This is a genomic window from Arthrobacter sp. 10T419, assembly GCF_056394105.1.
In genome coordinates, this window is record NZ_JBFTHF010000002.1 from 235,154 (window position 1) to 255,406 (window position 20,253).

Consider the following 20,253-nt stretch of genomic DNA (forward strand, 5'->3'; position numbering starts at 1 on the left):
CGCCGGGGCCCTTGTGCATCCACAACCTCGGGAGAACAATAGAACTTACCCACTTCGAAAGAAGCGGGACGCAGGAACCAAAGATTCAGTGACACTCATCCGACGCAGCCTTCGGCAAAGTCAGATGATGGCTACCAGTGACGAGGTAGGAAGACCTGAAATTCCAAGGATCCCGCCAGATTACCTAAGACGTCACGTGGTGATCGAAAAGTCGAAGCCCCACCAACCGCAAAAAGCTGATGGGGCTTCCCCTTTGCCCAAAAATGGCCTCAGATTGGTGCCATGAGCACCGAGCCCATCGCGGACTACGCCCTGCTGTCCGACTGCTGGTCCGCCGCGCTGGTCAGCGCCGCAGGTTCCGTGGACTGGCTTTGTTTCCCCCGCTTCGACAGCCCCTCGGTCTTCGGCCGGCTGCTGGGCGAGGAGGCCGGCTTTTGGTCCATCCGGCCTGCCGGCGAGTACACAACCACCCGGCGGTACGTGGGCCCGTCCATGGTGCTGGAGTCGCTCCACACCACCGCCCGCGGGCGACTGACGGTGAGCGACGCCCTGGTCCTCGGCTCCGGCCGGCGCGGCCACGACCTCGGCCAGGCGTCCCCCGGAACGTTGCTGCGCCGGCTGGCCTGCACCGCGGGGACCGTGGAGGTTGAGGTCAGTTTCGCGCCGCGGCCCGGCTACGGCCTCATCCGTCCAATGCTTCACAACGTCGACGGCGGCGTCCTGGCACGCGCCGACGCCGAGGAACTCGCCCTTTCCTCCCCGGTGCCGTTCGAGCTCGACGGCGGCACGGCGCGCGCCGTCCTGCGCCTCCGCGCCGGTGACGCTGTTGGCTTCGCCCTGCACCGCCAGCGCGGCCAGGACGAAGCGCCGTCGTTCTGGAGCCAGCAGGAGATGTCCGGCCGGCTTACGGACACCGTCGAGGGCTGGACAAGCTGGTCCGGAATCCACCAGAGCTACAGCGGTCCGTGGCAGGAGCTGGTGGCAGGCAGCGGCCGGGTCCTGCAGGCCCTGAGCTACTACCCGAGCGGTGCGATCGTGGCCGCACCGACCACCTCGCTGCCCGAGGTTGCCGGCGGCACGCGCAACTGGGACTACCGCTACACCTGGGTCCGGGACGCCAGCATGACGCTGCAGGCCCTGTGGGTGGCGGCCTGTCCGGACGAGGCGGGCAAGTTCTTCCAGTTCCTCGCCACGGCCGCCGCCCGCCAGCTCGCCGGCGGCGAAGAGCTGCAAATCATGTACGGGATCGGGGGAGAACGGGACCTGCCCGAACGGGTGCTGCACCACCTCCCCGGCTGGCGGTCCAGTGCACCGGTGCGCGTCGGCAACGGCGCCTGGAACCAGCGGCAGCTCGATGTCTATGGCGAACTGCTGGACGCCGCAGCCACCATGCCGGAATTCCTGGCGGAGCTGGCACCGGAAACCCTGCGCTTCCTCGCCGACGCGGCCGACGCCGCCATGGCCCGCTGGCAGAATCAGGACCAGGGGATCTGGGAGGTCCGCGGCGACCCCCGGCACTACCTGTATTCCAAGCTGATGTGCTGGGTGGCGGTGGACCGTGCGATTACCCTCGCCGGGATGCTGCAGGCGAGCGACCGGGTGCCCCGCTGGACGGACGCCCGGGAACAGATCGCCGCCTCCATCCGCGACAACGGCTGGAGCGAGGCCGCGGGCGCGTACACCCAGGCGTACGGGAGCGAGCAACTCGACGCCTCTGCCCTCATGCTGGCGATCGTCGGATTCCTGCCGGCCGGCGACCCCCGGTTCCTGGCCACCATCGAGGCCATCGAGCACCGGCTCACCGACACCCGCGGGCTGGTCTACCGGTACCACGGCGACGACGGGCTCCCGGGCGAGGAGGGCGCGTTTTTGCTGTGCACGTTTTGGCTCGCACACGCCCTTGCCCTGGCCGGGCTGACGGAACGGGCCAGGGCGGTCTTCGCGCGGGCCGCCGGATTCGCCACCGGCCTCGGACTGATGGCCGAGGAGGTGGCCCCGGACAGCAGTGAGCTGCTGGGCAACTTCCCGCAGGCGTTCAGCCACATCGGACTGGTCAACGCGGCCTGGGCCATCAGCGAGGCGGAACGGCGAGGCCGGGGTTCTGCCACCTAAGGGCGGCAGAGGACCGGCACGGCGTCGAGGGAACAAGTCCGGAAGCGCCGCTGTTGCCTCCAGTGAGCAAGCTGACCACGCGACCATTGGAGTGCCATGCCCATCACAGCCCACCTTGACCTGACCCTCAAAGCGGAATCCCTGCCCACGGCGCCGGCCGTGCTCCGCGACATTCTCGCCGACACCCGGGCGTTCGACGGCTGCCTTGGCGTCGATGTGCTGGTCGACAATGCGGATCCGGCGCACATCCTTGTCGTGGAACAGTGGGCGTCCCTGGAGCACGACTCCGCCTACCGCGCCTGGCGGGCGGGCGAGGGAGCCAGCGGGCTGGGAGACCTCCTGGCCGCCCCGCCGGTCCTGACGCACTTCGAGGCCACCACCGGGATCTGAGCCCGGAAGACCCAGAGCAGAAGACCTAGAACAGAAGACCCAGAACAGAAGATCCAGAACAGAAGAGGGCCCTCCGCCCGGCGTGAGCCGGCCGGAGGGCCCTCTTCCTTGTTGTCGCTTTGCGTGGGTTACGCCTGGGCGGGCTCCTCTGCGGGGGCCAGCACGACGTCGCTCACGGTCAGTTCGCCCTCGCCGGCCACCAGCGCCAGCTCACGCGCGTTGGCCGCGGCCTTAAGGTCGCCCAGTCCGGCCTTCAGCTGCGTGGTCAGGGACTCCGACGCCGTGATGGTCGCGGAGAGCACCTCGGTACGCTGCTTGACCTTGGCCTCGGACTTGGCCTTGCGGATGCCGCCCAGCGCCGCGCCCACGGTGGCGAGCAGGGTGGTGTCGCCGTCGATGTCCACGGCGGCCGGCCACTGCGCGCGGTGCACCGAGCCGGTCCGCCACCAGCCCCAGACTTCCTCCGTGGCGAACGGCAGGAACGGCGCGAAAAGCCGCAGCAGGGTGTCCAGGCTCGTCGCCAGCGCGGCCAGCACGGACGCCTGCTGGGCCTCACCGGCGGCACCGTAGGCGCGGTCCTTGATCAGCTCCACGTAGTCATCGGTGAAGTGCCAGAAGAAGCTCTCGGTGATCTGCAGCGCCCGGGCGTAGTCGTAATTCTCGAACGCTTTGGTGGCCTGCTGGACCACGTCTGAGAGCTGGGCAAGCACGGCGCGGTCCAGGGGATTGGTGAGGACCGAGAGGTCGGAAGAGACCACCGAGTCCTCGGTGGCGCCGAGGTTCAGCACGAACTTGGACGCATTGAGGAGCTTGATCGCCAGACGACGGCCAATCTTCATCTGCGCGATCTCGTAGGCGGTGTCCGCGCCGAGCTTGGCCGAGGCCGCCCAGTAGCGGACGGCGTCCGAGCCGTATTCGTTGAGCACGTCGGTCGGGACGATCACGTTGCCCTTGGACTTGGACATCTTCTTGCGGTCCGGGTCCAGGATCCAGCCGGAGATCGCCGCGTGCTTCCACGGTGCGACGTCCTGCAGGGCATCGGCGCGGACGGCAGTGGAGAACAGCCAGGTCCGGATGATGTCGTGCGCCTGCGGGCGCACGTCGAACGGGAAGACCTTGGCGAAGAGTGCCTCATCGGTGCTCCAACCGCCCACGATCTGCGGGGTCAGCGACGAGGTGGCCCAGGTGTCCAGGACGTCCGCGTCGCCGGTGAAGCCGCCCGGCACATCGCGCTGGGCCTCCTCGTAGCCGGGGGCCGCGTCCGCGGCGGGGTCCACCGGCAGCTGCCCGTCGGCGGGCAGGATGGGCGCGTCGTAGTCCGGGTTGCCGTCGGCGTCGAGCGGGTACCAGACCGGCACCGGCACGCCGAAGAACCGCTGGCGGGAGACCAGCCAGTCCCCGTTCAGACCGGTGATCCAGTTCTCGTAGCGGGACCTCATAAAGGGCGGGTGGAATTCGATCTCGTTGCCGCGGCCGACCAGGCGTTCGCGCCGCTCCTCGTCACGGCCGCCGTTGCGGATGTACCACTGGCGGGAGGTGACGACCTCGAGGGGCTTGTCGCCCTTTTCGAAGAAGTTGACCGGGTGCATGATTTTCTTCGGTTCGCCGTCGAGCAGGTCCGCGGCGGCGAGCAGCTCCACCACGCCTTCCTTGGCGCTGAAGACCGTCTTGCCGGCGATCGCCTCGAACGCGGCCCGGCCTTCCGCGGACGTGATCCAGTCCGGGGTTTCGCCGATGATGCGTCCGTCGCGGCCGACGATCGCGCGGGTTGGCAGCTGCAGCTCGCGCCACCAGGTGACGTCAGTGAGGTCGCCGAAGGTGCAGACCATGGCGATGCCGGAACCCTTGTCCGCCTTCGCGAGCGGGTGGGCCTTGACCTCCACCTCGACGCCGAACAGGGGAGAGGTCACCGTCTTGCCGAAGAGCGGCTGGTAACGCTCGTCGTCGGGATTCGCCACCAGGGCGGCACACGCGGCGAGCAGCTCGGGGCGGGTGGTCTCGATGTAGATCTTCTCGCCCTCGGCGGTGAAGAACGGGTAGCGGTAGTACGCGCCGGCGACCTCGCGGTCCTCCAGCTCGGCCTGGGCCACTGCGGTGCGGAAGGTGACGTCCCACAGCGTGGGCGCCTCGGCCATGTAGGCATCCCCGGCGGTCAGGTTGGCCAGGAACGCCCGCTGCGAGATGGCGCGGGACTTGTCGTCGATGGTGCGGTAGGTCAGGTCCCAGTCGACCGACAGGCCGAGGGTCTGGAAGAGGTTCTCGAAGACCTTTTCGTCCTCGACGGCGAGTTCCTCGCAGAGTTCGATGAAGTTCCGGCGCGAGACGACGTCGAAGTCGCGCTGGTTCTTGGCGGGCTCCGCCGGCGGCCGGTACCCGGCGTCGTAGGGGATGGCCGGATCGCAGCGCACGCCGTAGTAGTTCTGCACCCGGCGCTCGGTGGGCAGGCCGTTGTCGTCCCAGCCCATCGGGTAGAAGACGTTCTTGCCGGTCATCCGCTGGTAGCGGGCCAGGACGTCGGTCTGGGTGTAGGAGAACATGTGCCCCACGTGCAGGGACCCCGACGCGGTGGGCGGGGGAGTGTCGATCGAGTAGACCTGCTCCCGGGTGGTCTCCCGGTCGAACTTGTAGGTCCCTTCGTCAAGCCAGCGCCGGGTGAGGGCGACTTCGAGCCCCTCGAGGGCGGGCTTGTCCGGAACGTTGATGGGGGCAGTGGTGGGCGTGTCTGTACCCTGAGTGTCTTCAGCCATGGGTCAATTCTTGCAGTTCTTTACACTTCGCTTCACCGCCCTTCGCTAGTTTCGCGAATCTAAGTGCAATAACCTGCACCACTATGGAAGAAAACACCGGAAGTTTCGCGATCAAGCGCATCTACGACGAGACCGCCGACGACGACGGTTGCCGGGTTTTGGTGGACCGGCTCTGGCCGCGCGGAGTCAGCAAAGAACGGGCGCAACTGGACTTGTGGCTCAAGGAAGTGGCGCCCTCGCCGCCGCTGCGCACCGAATTTGCGCACATGCAGGAACGCTTCGCGGACTTCCGCGCCGCCTACGAGGCGGAGCTCGAATCCAACCCCGCCGTTGGCACCCTGCGGGAACTGGCCGCCGAACACGGGAAGGTGACCCTGCTGTTCGGCGCCCGGGACCCGGAGACCAACCACGCCCGGGTGCTGCTGGAGTTCCTCGGGCGGGGCAGGAATTGAGCCGCCGATTCCCATAGGGTGGTGCCATGACTGAGGGAATCCACAACGCAGGAACTGCAACTACAGCAAAAGCCGCCGTCGTCACCGGCGCCAGCACCGGTATCGGGCAGGCCACCGTGCGCGCGCTCCGGCAGGAAGGCTGGACCGTCTTCGCCGTCGCCCGCCGTGCCGAACGGCTGGAGGCGCTCGCCGCCGAGACCGGCGCCGTCGCGGTCCCCGCCGATGTGACAGACGACGCCGACGTCGCGCGGCTGGTGGATGAGGTGACCCGCGCCGGCGGCATCGACACCCTGATCAACATCGCTGGCGGTGCCCGCGGCGCGGACAAGGTGGCCGAGGCCAAGACCGAGGACTGGGCGTGGATGTACGAGGTCAACGTGCTCGGCACCATGAAGCTCACCCGCGCGTTCCTGCCGATGCTGCGTGCCTGCGGCGAAGGCACCGTCCTGAACCTGACCTCGACGGCGGGGCTGTCCGCCTACGAGGGCGGCGGCGGCTACAACGCCGCGAAGTTCGCCCAGCACGCCCTCACCGGCGCCCTGCGCTTGGAAGAGGCCGAGCACAACCTGCGGGTGATCGAGGTGGCCCCCGGCATGGTGCAGACCGAGGAGTTCTCACTCAACCGGCTCGGTGACCAGGGCGCGGCGGAAAAGGTCTACGCCGGCGTCGAGAAGCCGCTGACGGCCGCCGACGTCGCCGACGTCGTCCGCTTTGCGGTCGCCGCGCCGCACCACGTCAACCTGGACCAGATCGTGATCCGCCCGGTGGCGCAGGCCTCCAACTTCAAGGTGATCCGCAAGGGCTAGCGGCAACCGCCGGGGCGCACCGGGCTCCGTCGTCGGGGCCCAGCGGGCCACCCCCGGACGTTCACCCATGCGTTGCACGGTAGTCGGACAGGGGTGGCTGGGAGTTGGCCGGCGGAGGACACCGTGGGTGGGCAACTGCACACCACCAGAGTGGAGACTCCTTCCCATGCGCACCCCCACGAAGCCCGCTGGTTCGATTGTCAGCGCCGCCGCACTCGGCGCGGCCCTGCTCCTTGCCACTTCCGTCCAGGCCCATGCTGCCGACACCAACCCGAACGGCGGCGACAACCACTTCGACCTCCAGGCCCACCGCGGCGGCATCGGCCTGACCGTCGAGTCCACCCTGGCTTCCTTTGCCAAGGGCATCGAGACCGGCGTCTCCACCCTCGAGCTGGACCTCCAGATCACCAAGGACGGCCGTGAAGTCATCACCCATGACCGGAAGATCAGCGGCAAGAAATGCCTGGACACCGCGCCGGTCACGCCGAACGACCCTCAGTACCCGTACGTGGGCAAGTACATCAAGGACCTGACCTTCGCGCAGGTCCGCAGCCTGGACTGCGGCTCACTCACCCAGCCCGAGTTCCCCGGCCAGCAGGCCGCCCCGGGCGCCAAAATGCCGACCCTTGCCGAGGTGTTCGCCATGACGAACGCGCACCGGGCCAGCCAGGTGAAGTTCAATATCGAGACCAAGGTCGAAGCCGGTGCTCCCCAGGAAACCGCTCCGCGCGAGCAGTTCATTGACGTGGCCCTGCGTGAGATCACCAAGGCCCACATGCAGCACCGCGTCTCGATCGAGAGCTTCGACTGGGGTGCACTGCGGCTGGTGCAGCAGCGCGCGCCGCAGATCCCGACCGTGGCACTGACCAACAAGGACTTCCTGCAGGCAGGCCAGCCGGGGAAGTCCCCTTGGCTTGGCGGCATCGACGCTGACGACTTTGGCGGCGACCTGGTCGCTTCGGCCGCGTCGCTCGGCTTCAGTGCCATCTCGCCGGTGCACGGCACGCCGCAGAACGGCAAGGTCACCGACCCGGACTACGTCCCCTACGTCACCCCGGACATGGTCCGGAGCGCCCACGCGGCGGGCATGCAGGTCATTCCATGGACTGTCGACGACAAGCCCACCATGCGCGCCCTGATCGGCGCCGGCGTCGACGGCCTCATCACCGACTACCCGAACCTGTTGCGCGACGTCATGGCCGAGTCCGGCATGAAACTGCCCAAGCCCGCGCCGTCCGTCGGGTAGCCGCTGGGAGTTTCCGGTAACATCGACGTATCAGCTTTGACCCGGCCATCACCGGTGAGCTTCCGGAAGAACGCCCCGGCGCAGCAGCATTGTGCGCCGGGGCCGGTAGAACCGGACGGGTAAGCCCGTCACAGCAGTCAACGAGCGGCCGCCGCCGGTGCAGCGCTTTCCTTGGATTCTTAGGGAAAGGGCGGGACCGGTGCCGGTAAGTGAGGTGGTACCGCGGTGCCGGTGTTGTTCCGACAACACACGGGCCGTCCTCGCATCCTGAATGAATCCCGTTGTTCACCAGCTCAACCCAGGATGTCGAGATGACCCATTACCCCAAGGCCTCAGCCGCACCGTCAGGCGCCAGCACCTCCGCTTCCAACACCTCAGGCGTGTCCGCTTCCGTGAAGTTCCCGGAGATCGAAGAGCGCATCCTCAAGTACTGGGACCAGGACGGCACCTTCCAGGCCAGCATCGACCAGCGGGATGCGGGTAAAGACGGGTCCAACGAATTCGTCTTCTATGACGGCCCGCCCTTCGCCAACGGCCTGCCGCACTACGGCCACCTGCTGACCGGCTACGCCAAGGACCTCGTGGGCCGCTACCAGACCCAGCGCGGCCGCCGCGTCGAGCGCCGCTTCGGCTGGGACACCCACGGCCTGCCCGCCGAACTGGAAGCCATGAAGCAGCTCGGCATGACGGACAAGACCCAGATCGAGGCCATGGGCATCGACAAGTTCAACGACGCCTGCCGCGCCTCGGTGATGAAGTACGCCGACGAGTGGAAGAGCTACGTCACCCGCCAGGCGCGCTGGGTGGACTTCGAGAACGACTATAAGACGCTCAACGTCGAGTACATGGAGTCCGTGCTCTGGGCTTTCAAGCAGCTGCACGAAAAGGGCCTGACCTACAACGGCTACCGCGTGCTGCCGTACTGCTGGAAGGACGAGACGCCGCTGTCCAACCATGAACTGCGCATGGATGACGATGTCTACAAGAACCGCCAGGACCAGACCGTCACCGTCACCTTCCCGATCACCGCGGGGGAGTCGGCGCTGTCCCGGCAGCTGGCCGGGGTGCAGGCGCTCGCCTGGACCACCACGCCCTGGACGCTGCCCACCAACCTGGCGCTCGCCGTCGGGCCCGCGATCAACTACGTCGTGCTGCCGGCCGGCCCGCACGGGATCAAGGCCGCCTCGGCCGAGGCCCCCGTCACGGGCAGCTTCCTGCTCGCCGCGGACCTGCTGGGCGCCTACGCCAAGGACCTCGGCTACGGCGACGGCGCCGAGGGTGCCGCAGCGGCCGAGGCCGCCGTCACGTCCCGCCACACCGGCGCCGAGTTGGAAGGCCTGAGCTACGAACCGCTCTGGGACTACTTCCACGACGCCGAGAAGTACGGCACCGAGAACGCCTGGCGCGTCCTCGTGGCGGACTATGTCACCACCACCGACGGCACCGGCATTGTCCACCAGGCGCCGGCCTACGGTGAAGACGACCAGAAGGTCTGTGAAGAGGCCGGGATCCCGGTGGTCCTCTCGGTCGACGAGGGCGCGAAGTTCCTGCCACTTTTCGGCCACGGCGACCTCGCCGAAATCGCCGGACTCCAGGTCTTCGAAGCCAACAAGCCCATCACCCAGGTGCTCCGCGCCCAGGGCCGCCTGGTCCGCCAGGCCAGCTACGAGCACTCCTACCCGCACTGCTGGCGCTGCCGCAACCCGCTGATCTACCGCGCGGTGTCCTCCTGGTACGTCGAGGTCACCAAGTTCAAGGACCGCATGTCCGAGCTGAACCAGGAGATCATCTGGATCCCGGGCAACGTCAAGGACGGCCAGTTCGGCAAGTGGCTCGCCAACGCCCGCGACTGGTCCATCAGCCGCAACCGCTACTGGGGCAGCCCCATCCCGGTCTGGCAGTCCACCGACCCGGACTACCCGCGCACCGATGTCTACGGCTCACTCGCCGAGATCGAAGCCGAATTTGGCCGGCTGCCGCTGAACAACGACGGCCAGGTGGACCTGCACCGGCCGTTCATCGACGAGCTCACCCGCCCGAACCCGGACGACCCCCGCACCCCGGAAGAGGGCCAGTCCGTGATGCGCCGCGTCGAGGACGTCCTGGACGTCTGGTTCGATTCCGGCTCCATGCCGTACGGCCAGGTCCACTACCCGTTCCAGAACGAGGAGTGGTTCGACACCCACAACCCGGCGGACTTCATCGTCGAGTACATCGGACAGACCCGCGGCTGGTTCTACATGCTGCACATCCTCTCCACCGCGCTGTTCGACCGGCCGGCCTTCCGCAACGTCATCAGCCACGGCATCGTGCTCGGCTCCGACGGGCAGAAGATGTCCAAGAGCCTGCGCAACTACCCGGACGTCTCCGAGGTCCTGGACCGCGACGGCTCCGACGCGATGCGCTGGTTCCTGATGTCCAGCCCGATCCTGCGCGGCGGCAACCTCGTGGTCACCGAGCAGGGCATCCGGGACGGCGTCCGCCAGGTCCTCCTGCCGCTGTGGAACGTCTACAGCTTCTTCACGCTGTACACGAACGCCGCGAACGGCGGGGACGGGTACGACGCGAAGCTGCGCTACGACGGTTACGCCGACACCCTGGATCAGTACCTGATGGCCAACACCGGGGACCTGGTCCGGAACATGACCGCGCAGCTGGACAGCTACGACATCTCCGGAGCCTGCGACGAACTGCGCGGCTACCTGGACATGCTCACCAACTGGTACGTCCGCCGCAGCCGCCAGCGCTTCTTCGACGAGAACGTCGACGCCTTCGACGCGCTCTACACCGCGCTGGAGACCGTCTGCCGGGTCGCTGCATCGCTGCTGCCGCTGGTCTCCGAGGAAATCTGGCGCGGCCTCACCGGCGGGCGCTCCGTGCACCTGGCCGACTGGCCGGACGCGGACCTGTTCCCGGCCAACGCCGGCCTGGTTGAGGCGATGGACCGGGTCCAGCAGATCTGCTCCACCGGCTCCTCGCTGCGCAAGGCCGCCAACCTCCGCGTGCGACTGCCGCTGCAGGAACTCACGGTCGTGGCACCCGGCGCGGACGCGCTGGCAGGCTTCGCCGCCGTCGTCGCCGATGAACTGAACCTGCGCTCGGTGCGCCTGCTCGACGCCGAGAGCGCCTCCCCGGAGGAGTTCGGCATCGAGCAGAAGCTCGTGGTCAACGCCCGCGCGGCCGGCCCGCGGCTGGGCAAAAACGTCCAGCAGGCGATCAAGGGCTCCAAGTCCGGCGACTGGTCCGTGGACGACGCCGGTGTGGTCACCGCCGGTGGCCTCGCCCTCGAGCCGCAGGAATACACGCTGGAAACCGTGGTGGCAGAAGCAGCCGAAGGCGAGGGCTCCCGCGCAGCGGCAGTGCTGCCGGGCGGCGGCTTCGTGGTGCTCAACACCGAGGTCACCCCGGAGCTGGAAGCCGAAGGGACCGCCCGCGACCTGGTCCGCGCCATCCAGCAGGCCCGCAAGGACGCCGGGCTGAACGTCAGCGACCGGATCCGCACCACCGTCACCGCGGCGCAGGACACCGTCGAGGCGCTGCTGGCCCACGCCGCGCTGGTCAAGACCGAGACCCTGACCGTGGAGCTGGACACCGTTCCCGCCGAGGTCAAGGAACCTCAGGTCAGCGTCGAAAAAGTAACCGTTGAAGCAGGGGCATAATTCATGAGCGACGAATTTTCCGTAGAGAGCGTCTACGCCGAGCTGCTGGGCCGGGCGCCGGAAAACAAGATGGAGCCGAGGCTGGCTCCGCTGCACCGGGCCATGGACATCCTGGGGGAGCCGAACAAGGCGTTCCCGATCATCCACGTCACCGGCACCAACGGCAAGACCTCCACGGCCCGGATGATCGAGGCCGGCCTGCGCGCCTACGGGCTGAGCACCGGCCGGTACACGAGCCCGCACCTGTCCAAGGTCACCGAGCGGATCAGCATCGACGGCGAACCGGTGCCGGATGAGACGTTCGTCCGGATCTGGGACGAGATCCGCCCGTACCTGGAAATCGTGGACAGCGAGCTCGTCGCCGAGGGCCAGCCGCGGCTGACCTACTTCGAATGCCTGACCATCCTCGGCTTCGCGGTGTTCGCGGACCAGCCGGTCAATGTCGCCGTGATCGAGGTGGGACTCGGCGGCATCACAGACGCGACCAACGTCGGCGACGGCCAGGTTGCCGTGGTCACCCCGATTTCGCTGGACCACACGGAGCTGCTCGGCGAGACCACCGAGGAGATCGCCTACGAAAAGGCCGGCATCATCAAGCCCGGCGGGTTCCTCATCAGCGCCGCGCAGCCCGTCGACGCGGCCCAGGTGCTGCTGGAAAAGGCCAAGGAAGCAAACGTGCCGTTCCGCTTCGAGGGCGTGGAGTTCGGCGTCGAGTCCCGCACCGTCGCCGTCGGCGGCCAGATGGTGAACATCCAAGGCATTGCGGGTCGCTACGAAGACCTGCTGCTGCCCCTGCACGGCGCACACCAGGCGGAGAACGCCGCCGTCGCCGTCGCCGCGCTGGAAGCCTTCTTCGGCGCCGAAAAGCCGCTCGACCCCGAGGTGCTGCAGGAGGCCTTCGCCTCTGTCACCTCCCCGGGCCGGCTGGAGGTGCTCCGCACCGCGCCGACCATCATCGTGGACGCCGCGCACAACCCGGAGGGCATCCGGGTCTCCGCCGAGGCGATCCACGAGGCCTTCAGCTTTAGCAAGCTCGTGGTGGTGGTGGGCGTCCTGAAGGAGAAGGATTCCGAGGAAATCCTCCGCCAGCTCAAGGAATCCCTGGGCGACCTCGCCTCGGACTACTGCTTCACCCAGTCCAACTCGCCCCGCGCCGTACCGGCCGAGGACCTCGCGGAGCTGGCGCTGGACCTGGGCTTCGGCGAGGACAACGTCCACGTGGCCGAGAAGCTCGACGACGCCCTGGAATGGGCCGTGGAGCGGGCCGAGTCCAACGACGACCTTGCTGCCGGGATCCTGGTCACGGGGTCCATCACGCTCGTTGCCGAGGCCCGGATCCTGCTCGGAAAGACCGAGGCGTAACCCATGGCCAGACTCACCAAAGCCCAGCGCGAATGGCGTCCGGGCATGCCCAAGAAACGCCGTTCCACCAAGGTCATGTTCGCCTCCACGGTGCTCCTGCTGGAGGCCTTCGTGGCCCTCTTCGGCACCCTGGCGGTCTTCGGCCTCCGGCGCGGCGAGTTCCCGCCGCTGCTGGTCTTCGGGGTAGGGATCGGACTCAGTGCGGTGCTTGTGCTGACCTGCGCGGTGCTTTCCAAGCCGTGGGGCGTGGCCTTGGGCTGGATCCTGCAGCTGGTGCTGGTCCTCACCGGGATTGTGGAGCCCACGATGTTCGTGGTGGGCGGCCTCTTCGCGATCACGTGGTGGTACGGCATCCGCACCGGCATCCGGATCGACCGCGAAGCCGCCGAACGCGAACGCGAGCAGGCGGCCTGGGAGGCCGCGAACCCCGAGGGCCAAAGCAACTAGACTTGTCCCGAACCCCACCCCAACACATTGGAGCAGCTGTGAGCACTGAGCGCACCCTAGTCCTGATCAAGCCCGACGGCGTCGCCCGCAACCTGACCGGCAGCATCATCGCCCGGATCGAAGCCAAGGGCTACACCCTGGCCGAACTCAAGAAGGTCAACGCCAGCCGCGAACTCCTCGAACAGCACTACGAGGAGCACGTAGGCAAGCCGTTCTACGAGCCCCTCGTCGAGTTCATGCTCAGCGGGCCCGTCGTTGCCGCGATCTTCGAAGGCCACCGCGTGATTGAGGGCTTCCGCTCGCTCGCCGGCACCACGGACCCGACGACGGCGGCGCCCGGCACCATCCGTGGCGACTTCGGCCGCGACTGGGGCCTCAAGGTGCAGCAGAACCTGGTCCACGGCTCAGACTCGGCGGAGTCCGCCGAACGCGAGATCAAGATCTGGTTCTAAGAACCCGCAGCACCGCACCGAGGTGACAGATAAGGCCAATGTTCGCGTTGAACATTGGCCTTAACTGTCACCTCGAGGCGTTTGCGGAACGCTCAGTAGCCGGACGTTCCGATGAACACCTGAATGAAGGCGAAGAAGATCGTGGCGACGACGGCGACGTAGAGCAGGGCCGTGAGGATCCAGCCGGAGTCCGCCAGGATGCGGGCGGCAGCGGCGGGCACCCGGATGACGCCGTGGCTCACGTTGCGGACCGTCACCCAGACGAACAGCGGAATCATCGCGGCCCAGACGATCATGCAGAACGGGCAGAGAATGTGGATCGAGTACAGCGCCTGGGACCACAGCCACACCACGAAGGCGAAGCCCAGCGTCACACCGGCCTGCAGCCCGATCCAGTACCAGCGGGCAAACGTGGCCCCGGCGAGGATTCCCATGGCCGTGGTGATGATGACCGCGAACGCGACAATGCCGATGAACATGTTCGGGAAACCGAAGACCGAACTCTGCCAGGTCTGCATTACCTGGCCGCAGGAGATCCACGGGTTCACGTCGCACACCGTGGCGTGGTTGGGGTCCTTGAGGACAGCCAGTTTCTCCAGCACCAGCGTGCCGGACGCGAGCCAGCCGACGACGCCGGTGATCAGCAGGAGCCAGGCGAAGGGCCGGTCACGCGTCATCGGGGGCAGCGGGCGCTCCGCAGCTGCCGCGCCGGTACCGCGCTCATGGGCGGTCACGTCGCCGGGGGCGTGGGAGATGCTGGGCATGGGATTTCAGTCCTTTGCGTCGGGTGCTCTTGGGCCGATTCTATCGCCGGAGGCTGGATGTAACCGGGTAGGAGTCGTGCCCTCACCGGTGATTCGGTCCACGGCGCGGACTGGATGTCCCGCTTAGCCCTGCTTTGGCGGCTCCTGTGAGACAATGAACCTGGCTGGGGCCCGATCCACATTCGGGTTTCGGTCCGGCGACTTTGCTTTCAAGACCGCCAATGATGAGCAGGGCATACTTCGGATCCCTCGATCCGGCCTATCCCGCAATGCCATTGGACGGCACCTGGTTGTGACAGAGAGATCAACGGGTTCAGAGCAATCTTGCCGGCCTTCCAGGGCTGCCGCACCCCACTGCCGGTGCGAACCTGGAGGTATCCAATTGACTTCTGTCAATGCCTGCGGGTGTTGACAAATATTTGCCCCACGGGTGCCGGATGTGGCGGTACATCAGGGGCAGGAGTGTCGCCACATATGGATAATGACCAGCTTGTAGCCGGTAACGACGAAGCCGCTGTTGCCGAAGTAGCACCGGAAGCCGCCGCCGCGGAGGCGCCCAAGAAGGCCACCCGGTCCCGCCGCAAGGCGGCCCCAAAGGCGGAGGCCGCCGAAGCAGCCGTCGCGTCCGACGTCGTTGCTGACGCCCCCGCCGTCGACAATCCCGAAACGGCCCCGGAAGCGAAGGCCCCGGCCCGCCGGACCCGGTCGCGGAAGAAGGTCGAACCCGAGGTGCTGCCCGCCTTCGCTGACTCAGCCGCCAGCACGGAAACTGCGGTTCCCGCCGATGAAGCACCTGCCGAGCTGCCGGCCGCCGAGGCGGCACCGGAGAAACCGGTCCGCCGCCGTGCCTCCCGCGCCAAGACAGCCGTGACGCCTGCAGCGACGGAAGAAGCCCCGGCCCCGGCCGAGGCTCCCGCCGCCGTGGCTTCCGACGCGCCGGCTCCTGAGGCCGCACCCGTCGAGGCCCCGGCCGACGCTGCACCCGCTGCCGAGGCGTCTGTAGAAACATCCGGAGCCCCCTCGCTCTTCCTCGCACCCGGTGCCGTCACCTCGATGATCTTCCAGGCCCCGGATCTGAGCACCGTCATCCGCCCCGCCCCGGCCCCCGCTGCTGTTGCCGAGGAAGCCGAAGAAGAAGAAGACGAAGAAGCCGAGGGCGAGGATGCCGGCAGCCGCCGTCGCCGCCGCAGCCGTGGACGCCGTGGCCGCAGCCGGACCGGCGAAGCCGACACCGACGCAGACGGCGCAGCCGAAGATGCAGCGGAGTCCGGCGAGGACTCCGAGGGCACCCTCGAAGACGGCGTGACCTCGCGCCGCCGTCGCCGTCGCCGCCGCGGCGACCAGGATCTCGAACTGACCGGCGGCGGGGACGACGATCCGCCCAACACGGTAACCCGCGTCCGGGCGCCGCGCTCGGTCAGCGAGGCCCCGGTCAACAACCGCGTCACCTCCGTCAAGGGCTCCACCCGCCTGGAGGCCAAGAAGCAGCGCCGACGCGAGTCCCGCGACACCGGCCGCCGCCGCACCGTCATCACCGAGGCCGAGTTCCTGGCCCGCCGCGAATCCGTGGACCGCCAGATGATCGTCCGCCAGCGCGACGACAGAATCCAGATCGGCGTCTTGGAAGACGGCGTGCTGGCCGAGCACTTCGTCTCCAAGACCCAGCAGGATTCCTTGATCGGCAACGTCTACCTGGGCAAGGTCCAGAACGTGCTGCCGTCCATGGAAGCCGCGTTCGTCGATATCGGACGCGGCCGCAACGCCGTGCTGTACGCCGGCGAAGTCAACTGGGACTCCGTCAACCTCGAAGGCAAGCAGCGGCGGATCGAAAATGCGCTCAAGTCCGGCGACTCCGTGCTCGTCCAGGTCACCAAGGACCCGGTCGGCCACAAGGGTGCCCGCCTGACCAGCCAGATCTCGCTGCCCGGCCGTTACCTGGTGTACGTGCCCGGCGGTTCCATGACCGGCATCTCCCGCAAGCTGCCCGACGTCGAACGCAACCGGCTCAAGCGGATCCTCAAGGACCGCCTGCCGGAAGACGCCGGTGTCATTGTCCGCACCGCGGCCGAGGGCGCTTCGGAAGAAGAGCTGACGCATGACATCAACCGGCTGCGAGCCCAGTGGGAGGGCATCGAAAGCCAGTCCACGTCCACCAAGATCCTCGCCCCCGAGCTGCTCTACGGCGAACCTGACCTGACCATCAAGGTGGTCCGCGACGTCTTCAACGAGGACTTCTCCAAGCTGATCGTCTCCGGCGAAGAAGCCTGGGACACCATCGAGGCCTACGTCACCTACGTGGCACCGGACCTGGTGGGCCGGCTCGAGAAGTGGACCAAGGACACAGACATCTTCGCTGCGTGGCGCATCGACGAGCAGATCCACAAAGCACTGGACCGTAAGGTCTTCCTGCCCTCCGGCGGCTCGCTCGTGATCGACCGCACCGAAGCCATGACCGTGGTGGACGTCAACACCGGCAAGTTCACCGGCAGCGGCGGCAACCTCGAGGAAACCGTCACCAAGAACAACCTCGAAGCGGCCGAGGAAGTCGTCCGGCAGCTGAGGCTGCGTGACATCGGCGGCATCATCGTGATCGACTTCATCGACATGGTGCTGGAATCCAACCGCGACCTCGTGCTGCGACGCATGGTGGAGTGCCTGGGCCGGGACCGGACCAAGCACCAGGTTGCAGAGGTGACCTCGCTGGGGCTCGTGCAGATGACCCGCAAGCGGATGGGCACCGGGCTGCTCGAAGTCTTCGGCGAACAGTGCGAGGCCTGCGCCGGCCGCGGCATCGTCACCCACGACGAGCCCGTGGAACACCGCCGTGCCAACACCGTCGCCGCAGAACACCACGTCCCGCGGACCGAGCACCAGCCCGCCGCACGCAGTGAGCGCAAGCGTCGCCGCGGCAAGGGCGGCCAGGGCGGCGAAGCCATGCCGTCCGCACCCGTCGCCGTGCACGCCGAGCCCACCGAGGCGGAGCGCCACGCCAAGGCAGAGGCGACGCGCGCCGCGCTGGCCAACATCGCCGCCGCGGCGCACGCTGCCCACCTGCACGACGGTGAAGCGACAGCAGCTCCCGACGCCGAAACCCGCCAGGCCGCGCTCGACGCCGCCGTGGAACTCGCTTCGTCGGAGGAGGCAGCGGGTCGTCCCGCGGCCGTGCTGACCTTCGGCGGCGAACAGGTTGCCTTGCCCTTCGTCGAGCACGCCGAGGAAACCCCGCAGCCCGCGCTGACCCTGGACCTGCTGACCGAAGCGTTCGCCCACCTGGGCGACGCCGAGACCGGCAAGCCAGCCGCCGCGGCTCCGGTTGCGGAGACGCCCGCAGCCGAGGTTCCCACGGCCGAGCACGCGGCGGAGCACGCTGCGCCTGCAGCTGCAGCGCCGTCCCGTGCCACCCGGGGCCGCGGCCGCGCCAGGACGGCGCGGATCCAGCCGCCGAGTGTACGTACCGCCGAGGCCCAGGCCCCGGCCCGCCAGGAAGCTGCGAAGGCCCCTGCGGCCCAGGCGCCGGCCCGCCAGGAAGCCGGCAAGGCTCCTGCGGCCCAGGCCCCGGTACGCCAGGAAGCCCGCAAGGCCCCTGCGGCCCAGGCCCCGGACACCACCGGACCCCGACGGGTGCGCCGGAACCGGAGCGCCAGCCGAGCCCAGGGCGCCGCCAACGAGACGTCCGTGCAGCAGCGCGAGACCGCTCCGTCGGTTGAGGCCGTCTCGGTCCATGAGGCCAAGGCCCCGGAGCCGGCAAAGGTGGCCGCCAAGCCCGCCGCCAACGAGCCGATCATCCTCGGCGTCGGCGTCCCGGCGTCGGAGCTCTAGGACCCAGCAGGCACCACCACTCGCGGGTTCCGTCCGGGATCGACGTAACATCACGTCGACCCCGGACGGAACCCGCGAGTGCGTTAAGGGGACGGGCTGAAATTTAGCGGGGTTGCCGGCGAGGAACGCTAGGCTGGGGGACTGACACGGGGTGCCGCGCATCGAGCCGGCTGAGATCCAGACCCGTTGAACCTGTCCGGTTAGCACCGGCGAAGGGATGTCTCTTGTCTTCAACAACCCAGCCTGCATCTAGCCGAACCTCAGCCTTCCTGCAGTCCGTCTTCCCGGCACCGGACGCCGGAGTCCCCACGCCGCCGCGGATTCCGCGGGTGCTGGCCATCGCGGGCTCGGACCCCTCCGGCGGCGCCGGCATCCAGGCCGACCTGAAGAGCATTGCCGCGAACGGCGGCTACGGGATGGCTGCCATCACGGCACTGACCGCCCAGAACACCCAGGGCGTCCGGTCGGTGCATGTACCGCCGGCGGCGTTCCTGACCGCCCAGCTGGAGGCCATCAGCGACGACATCACCATCGACGCCGTCAAGATCGGTATGCTCGGCGACGACTCGGTGATCGACGCCGTCCGGGCCTGGCTCGAAAAGGTGCGCCCCGGCGTCGTGGTCCTGGACCCGGTGATGGTGGCGACGAGCGGCGACCGGCTGCTCCAGGAATCGGCCGAAACCGCGCTGCGGGCCCTCTTGCCACTTGCGGACCTCATCACACCGAACCTGGCCGAGCTGGGCATGCTGCTGGGGGAGCCGCCCGCCGCGGACTGGGCCAGTGCGCTGGAACAGGGCAAGCGGCTCGCGGCCCTTGCCGGCACCACGGTGCTGGTCAAGGGAGGCCACCTGCCGGCCGGCGGAAGCCAGAACGACGGCGGTTGCCCGGACGCGCTCGTCAACACCGGGGGAGTGCTCGGCCAGGAGACGGTGGTGGTGCCGGGCGAGCGGATCGACACCCGCAACAGCCACGGCACCGGCTGCTCCTTGTCCTCTGCTCTGGCCACGGTCCAGGCCCGGACGGGGGACTGGGAGGCAGCGCTACGGGAGGTCAAGCCGTGGCTGCTGGGTGCATTGCGGGAAGCCGGACGCCTGGAGGTCGGATCCGGCAACGGCCCCGTGCACCACTTCCACCACCGGCAGCACGCTGCGGCACCCCAGCTTCCTGCCGAGGGCGAGTTCGCCACGCTGCTGGCAGGGCACGCGGCGGACGGGCTGGACGCGATCTACGGCCTGGACTTCATTCGGGGGCTCGCGGACGGTACCTTGCCGGAACCCGAGTTCGCCTACTACCTCGGCCAGGACGCCCTGTACCTCAACGGCTACTCCCGGGTGCTGTCCCGCGCGGCGGCCCTGGCGCCGTCGGAAGCCGAACAGCTCTTCTGGTCCCGCTCGGCGCAGCAGTGCCTCGAAGTCGAATCCGAACTGCACCGGAACTGGCTGGCCGGCCGCGCCGTCGAGACCCAGCTGGGACCGGTGACCAAGGCGTACGTGGACCATCTGCACGCGGCATCGCTCGCCGGCAGCTACGGCGTGCTCGTGGCCGCGGCGCTGCCGTGCTTCTGGCTCTACGCGGAGGTCGGCGCCACGCTGCATCGCGAGTTCCTCGCTGCCGGCGCACCGGCAACGCATCCCTACGCGGAGTGGCTGCGCACCTATGCGGACGAGGCCTTCGCGGAGGCGACGCGGCAGGCGATCAGGTACACGGACGCGGCGGCCCGTAGAGGCTCCGAGGCGGAACGCAGCGCCATGGCGGTGGCGTTCAGGCAGTCCTCCCGCTACGAGGTGGAGTTCTTCGACGCGCCGAGGCTGCACGCCTGAGCCGCGCTACGCGAAGCAGCCGGTAGGATAGTTGGGCGCGGTTCCGGAAGTCGCTGCGGCACCATAACTTTGGCCCCCGGGCGCAGGGTGTGGCGTCCGTCACGCACTACCTGCCGGGACCAGCCTCGTTTGCGGCCGAAGGCAAAATTAGCGTAGTCTAGATCTTCGGTGCTTACG

At 68.2% G+C, this 20,253-nt stretch carries 13 protein-coding genes and 1 riboswitch; of the genes, 11 read left to right on the plus strand and 2 right to left on the minus strand.

The features are described 5' to 3' along the window. Window positions 1-282 precede the first annotated feature (282 nt). Window positions 283-2,112, plus strand: a complete 1,830-nt coding sequence (locus AC1DBD_RS04750) for a glycoside hydrolase family 15 protein (RefSeq protein ID WP_476981523.1) — start codon at window positions 283-285, stop codon at window positions 2,110-2,112. Window positions 2,113-2,208: 96 nt separating this feature from the next. Further along, the gene (locus AC1DBD_RS04755) at window positions 2,209-2,502 is read left to right on the plus strand and encodes a putative quinol monooxygenase (RefSeq protein ID WP_441417564.1); all 294 of its coding nucleotides are present in this window, start codon (window positions 2,209-2,211) and stop codon (window positions 2,500-2,502) included. Between the two features lie 128 nt (window positions 2,503-2,630). Here the strand turns inward: AC1DBD_RS04755 and valS are convergent, their stop codons facing one another. After that, window positions 2,631-5,249, minus strand: a complete 2,619-nt coding sequence (gene valS, locus AC1DBD_RS04760; protein ID WP_476981524.1) for a valine--tRNA ligase — start codon at window positions 5,247-5,249, stop codon at window positions 2,631-2,633. Window positions 5,250-5,332: 83 nt separating this feature from the next. Here valS and AC1DBD_RS04765 point away from each other — a divergent pair, with 83 nt between their 5' ends. The 7 genes from AC1DBD_RS04765 (at window position 5,333) to ndk (ending at window position 13,673) form a co-directional block, all read left to right on the plus strand. Next, entirely contained in the window at window positions 5,333-5,701 is a 369-nt protein-coding gene (locus AC1DBD_RS04765; protein WP_476981525.1) for a DUF488 domain-containing protein, read from the plus strand. 26 nt (window positions 5,702-5,727) lie between these two features. Continuing rightward, a complete protein-coding gene (locus tag AC1DBD_RS04770; RefSeq protein ID WP_441417567.1) occupies window positions 5,728-6,507 on the plus strand; it encodes an SDR family oxidoreductase in 780 nt (259 codons plus the stop codon). A 166-nt stretch (window positions 6,508-6,673) separates the two neighbouring features. Further along, window positions 6,674-7,753, plus strand: a complete 1,080-nt coding sequence (locus AC1DBD_RS04775) for a glycerophosphodiester phosphodiesterase family protein (protein ID WP_476981526.1) — start codon at window positions 6,674-6,676, stop codon at window positions 7,751-7,753. Between the two features lie 311 nt (window positions 7,754-8,064). After that, window positions 8,065-11,412, plus strand: coding sequence for an isoleucine--tRNA ligase (ileS, locus tag AC1DBD_RS04780; RefSeq protein ID WP_476981527.1), 3,348 nt, complete (start codon window positions 8,065-8,067; stop codon window positions 11,410-11,412). Between the two features lie 3 nt (window positions 11,413-11,415). Continuing rightward, complete coding sequence (locus tag AC1DBD_RS04785; RefSeq protein ID WP_476908711.1) at window positions 11,416-12,774, plus strand: bifunctional folylpolyglutamate synthase/dihydrofolate synthase; 1,359 nt, start codon at window positions 11,416-11,418, stop codon at window positions 12,772-12,774. A 3-nt stretch (window positions 12,775-12,777) separates the two neighbouring features. Next, the gene (locus AC1DBD_RS04790) at window positions 12,778-13,221 is read left to right on the plus strand and encodes a DUF4233 domain-containing protein (protein ID WP_441417571.1); all 444 of its coding nucleotides are present in this window, start codon (window positions 12,778-12,780) and stop codon (window positions 13,219-13,221) included. 38 nt (window positions 13,222-13,259) lie between these two features. After that, on the plus strand, window positions 13,260-13,673 hold the full coding sequence (ndk, locus tag AC1DBD_RS04795) for a nucleoside-diphosphate kinase (protein WP_441417572.1): 414 nt from the start codon (window positions 13,260-13,262) through the stop codon (window positions 13,671-13,673). A 92-nt stretch (window positions 13,674-13,765) separates the two neighbouring features. Here the strand turns inward: ndk and AC1DBD_RS04800 are convergent, their stop codons facing one another. Continuing rightward, window positions 13,766-14,437: a vitamin K epoxide reductase family protein gene (locus AC1DBD_RS04800; RefSeq protein ID WP_441417573.1), complete on the minus strand. Its 672-nt coding sequence runs from the start codon at window positions 14,435-14,437 to the stop codon at window positions 13,766-13,768. Window positions 14,438-14,911: 474 nt separating this feature from the next. On the opposite strand from AC1DBD_RS04800, the gene AC1DBD_RS04805 reads away from it, so the two are divergent. Further along, complete coding sequence (locus tag AC1DBD_RS04805; protein WP_476981528.1) at window positions 14,912-18,256, plus strand: Rne/Rng family ribonuclease; 3,345 nt, start codon at window positions 14,912-14,914, stop codon at window positions 18,254-18,256. A 137-nt stretch (window positions 18,257-18,393) separates the two neighbouring features. Next, window positions 18,394-18,491, plus strand: a riboswitch (TPP riboswitch). Window positions 18,492-18,525: 34 nt separating this feature from the next. Then, complete coding sequence (locus tag AC1DBD_RS04810) at window positions 18,526-20,076, plus strand: bifunctional hydroxymethylpyrimidine kinase/phosphomethylpyrimidine kinase (RefSeq protein ID WP_476981652.1); 1,551 nt, start codon at window positions 18,526-18,528, stop codon at window positions 20,074-20,076. Window positions 20,077-20,253: the final 177 nt, after the last annotated feature.

Bases quoted from the DNA above. Each gene is read 5' to 3' on its own strand.
- AC1DBD_RS04750 (WP_476981523.1), top strand. From the start codon at position 283: ATGAGCACCGAGCCCATCGCGGACTACGCCCTGCTGTCCGACTGCTGG.
- AC1DBD_RS04755 (WP_441417564.1), top strand. From the start codon at position 2,209: ATGCCCATCACAGCCCACCTTGACCTGACCCTCAAAGCGGAATCCCTG.
- valS (WP_476981524.1), bottom strand. From the start codon at position 5,249: ATGGCTGAAGACACTCAGGGTACAGACACGCCCACCACTGCCCCCATC.
- AC1DBD_RS04765 (WP_476981525.1), top strand. From the start codon at position 5,333: ATGGAAGAAAACACCGGAAGTTTCGCGATCAAGCGCATCTACGACGAG.
- AC1DBD_RS04770 (WP_441417567.1), top strand. From the start codon at position 5,728: ATGACTGAGGGAATCCACAACGCAGGAACTGCAACTACAGCAAAAGCC.
- AC1DBD_RS04775 (WP_476981526.1), top strand. From the start codon at position 6,674: ATGCGCACCCCCACGAAGCCCGCTGGTTCGATTGTCAGCGCCGCCGCA.
- ileS (WP_476981527.1), top strand. From the start codon at position 8,065: ATGACCCATTACCCCAAGGCCTCAGCCGCACCGTCAGGCGCCAGCACC.
- AC1DBD_RS04785 (WP_476908711.1), top strand. From the start codon at position 11,416: ATGAGCGACGAATTTTCCGTAGAGAGCGTCTACGCCGAGCTGCTGGGC.
- AC1DBD_RS04790 (WP_441417571.1), top strand. From the start codon at position 12,778: ATGGCCAGACTCACCAAAGCCCAGCGCGAATGGCGTCCGGGCATGCCC.
- AC1DBD_RS04800 (WP_441417573.1), bottom strand. From the start codon at position 14,437: ATGCCCAGCATCTCCCACGCCCCCGGCGACGTGACCGCCCATGAGCGC.
- AC1DBD_RS04805 (WP_476981528.1), top strand. From the start codon at position 14,912: ATGGATAATGACCAGCTTGTAGCCGGTAACGACGAAGCCGCTGTTGCC.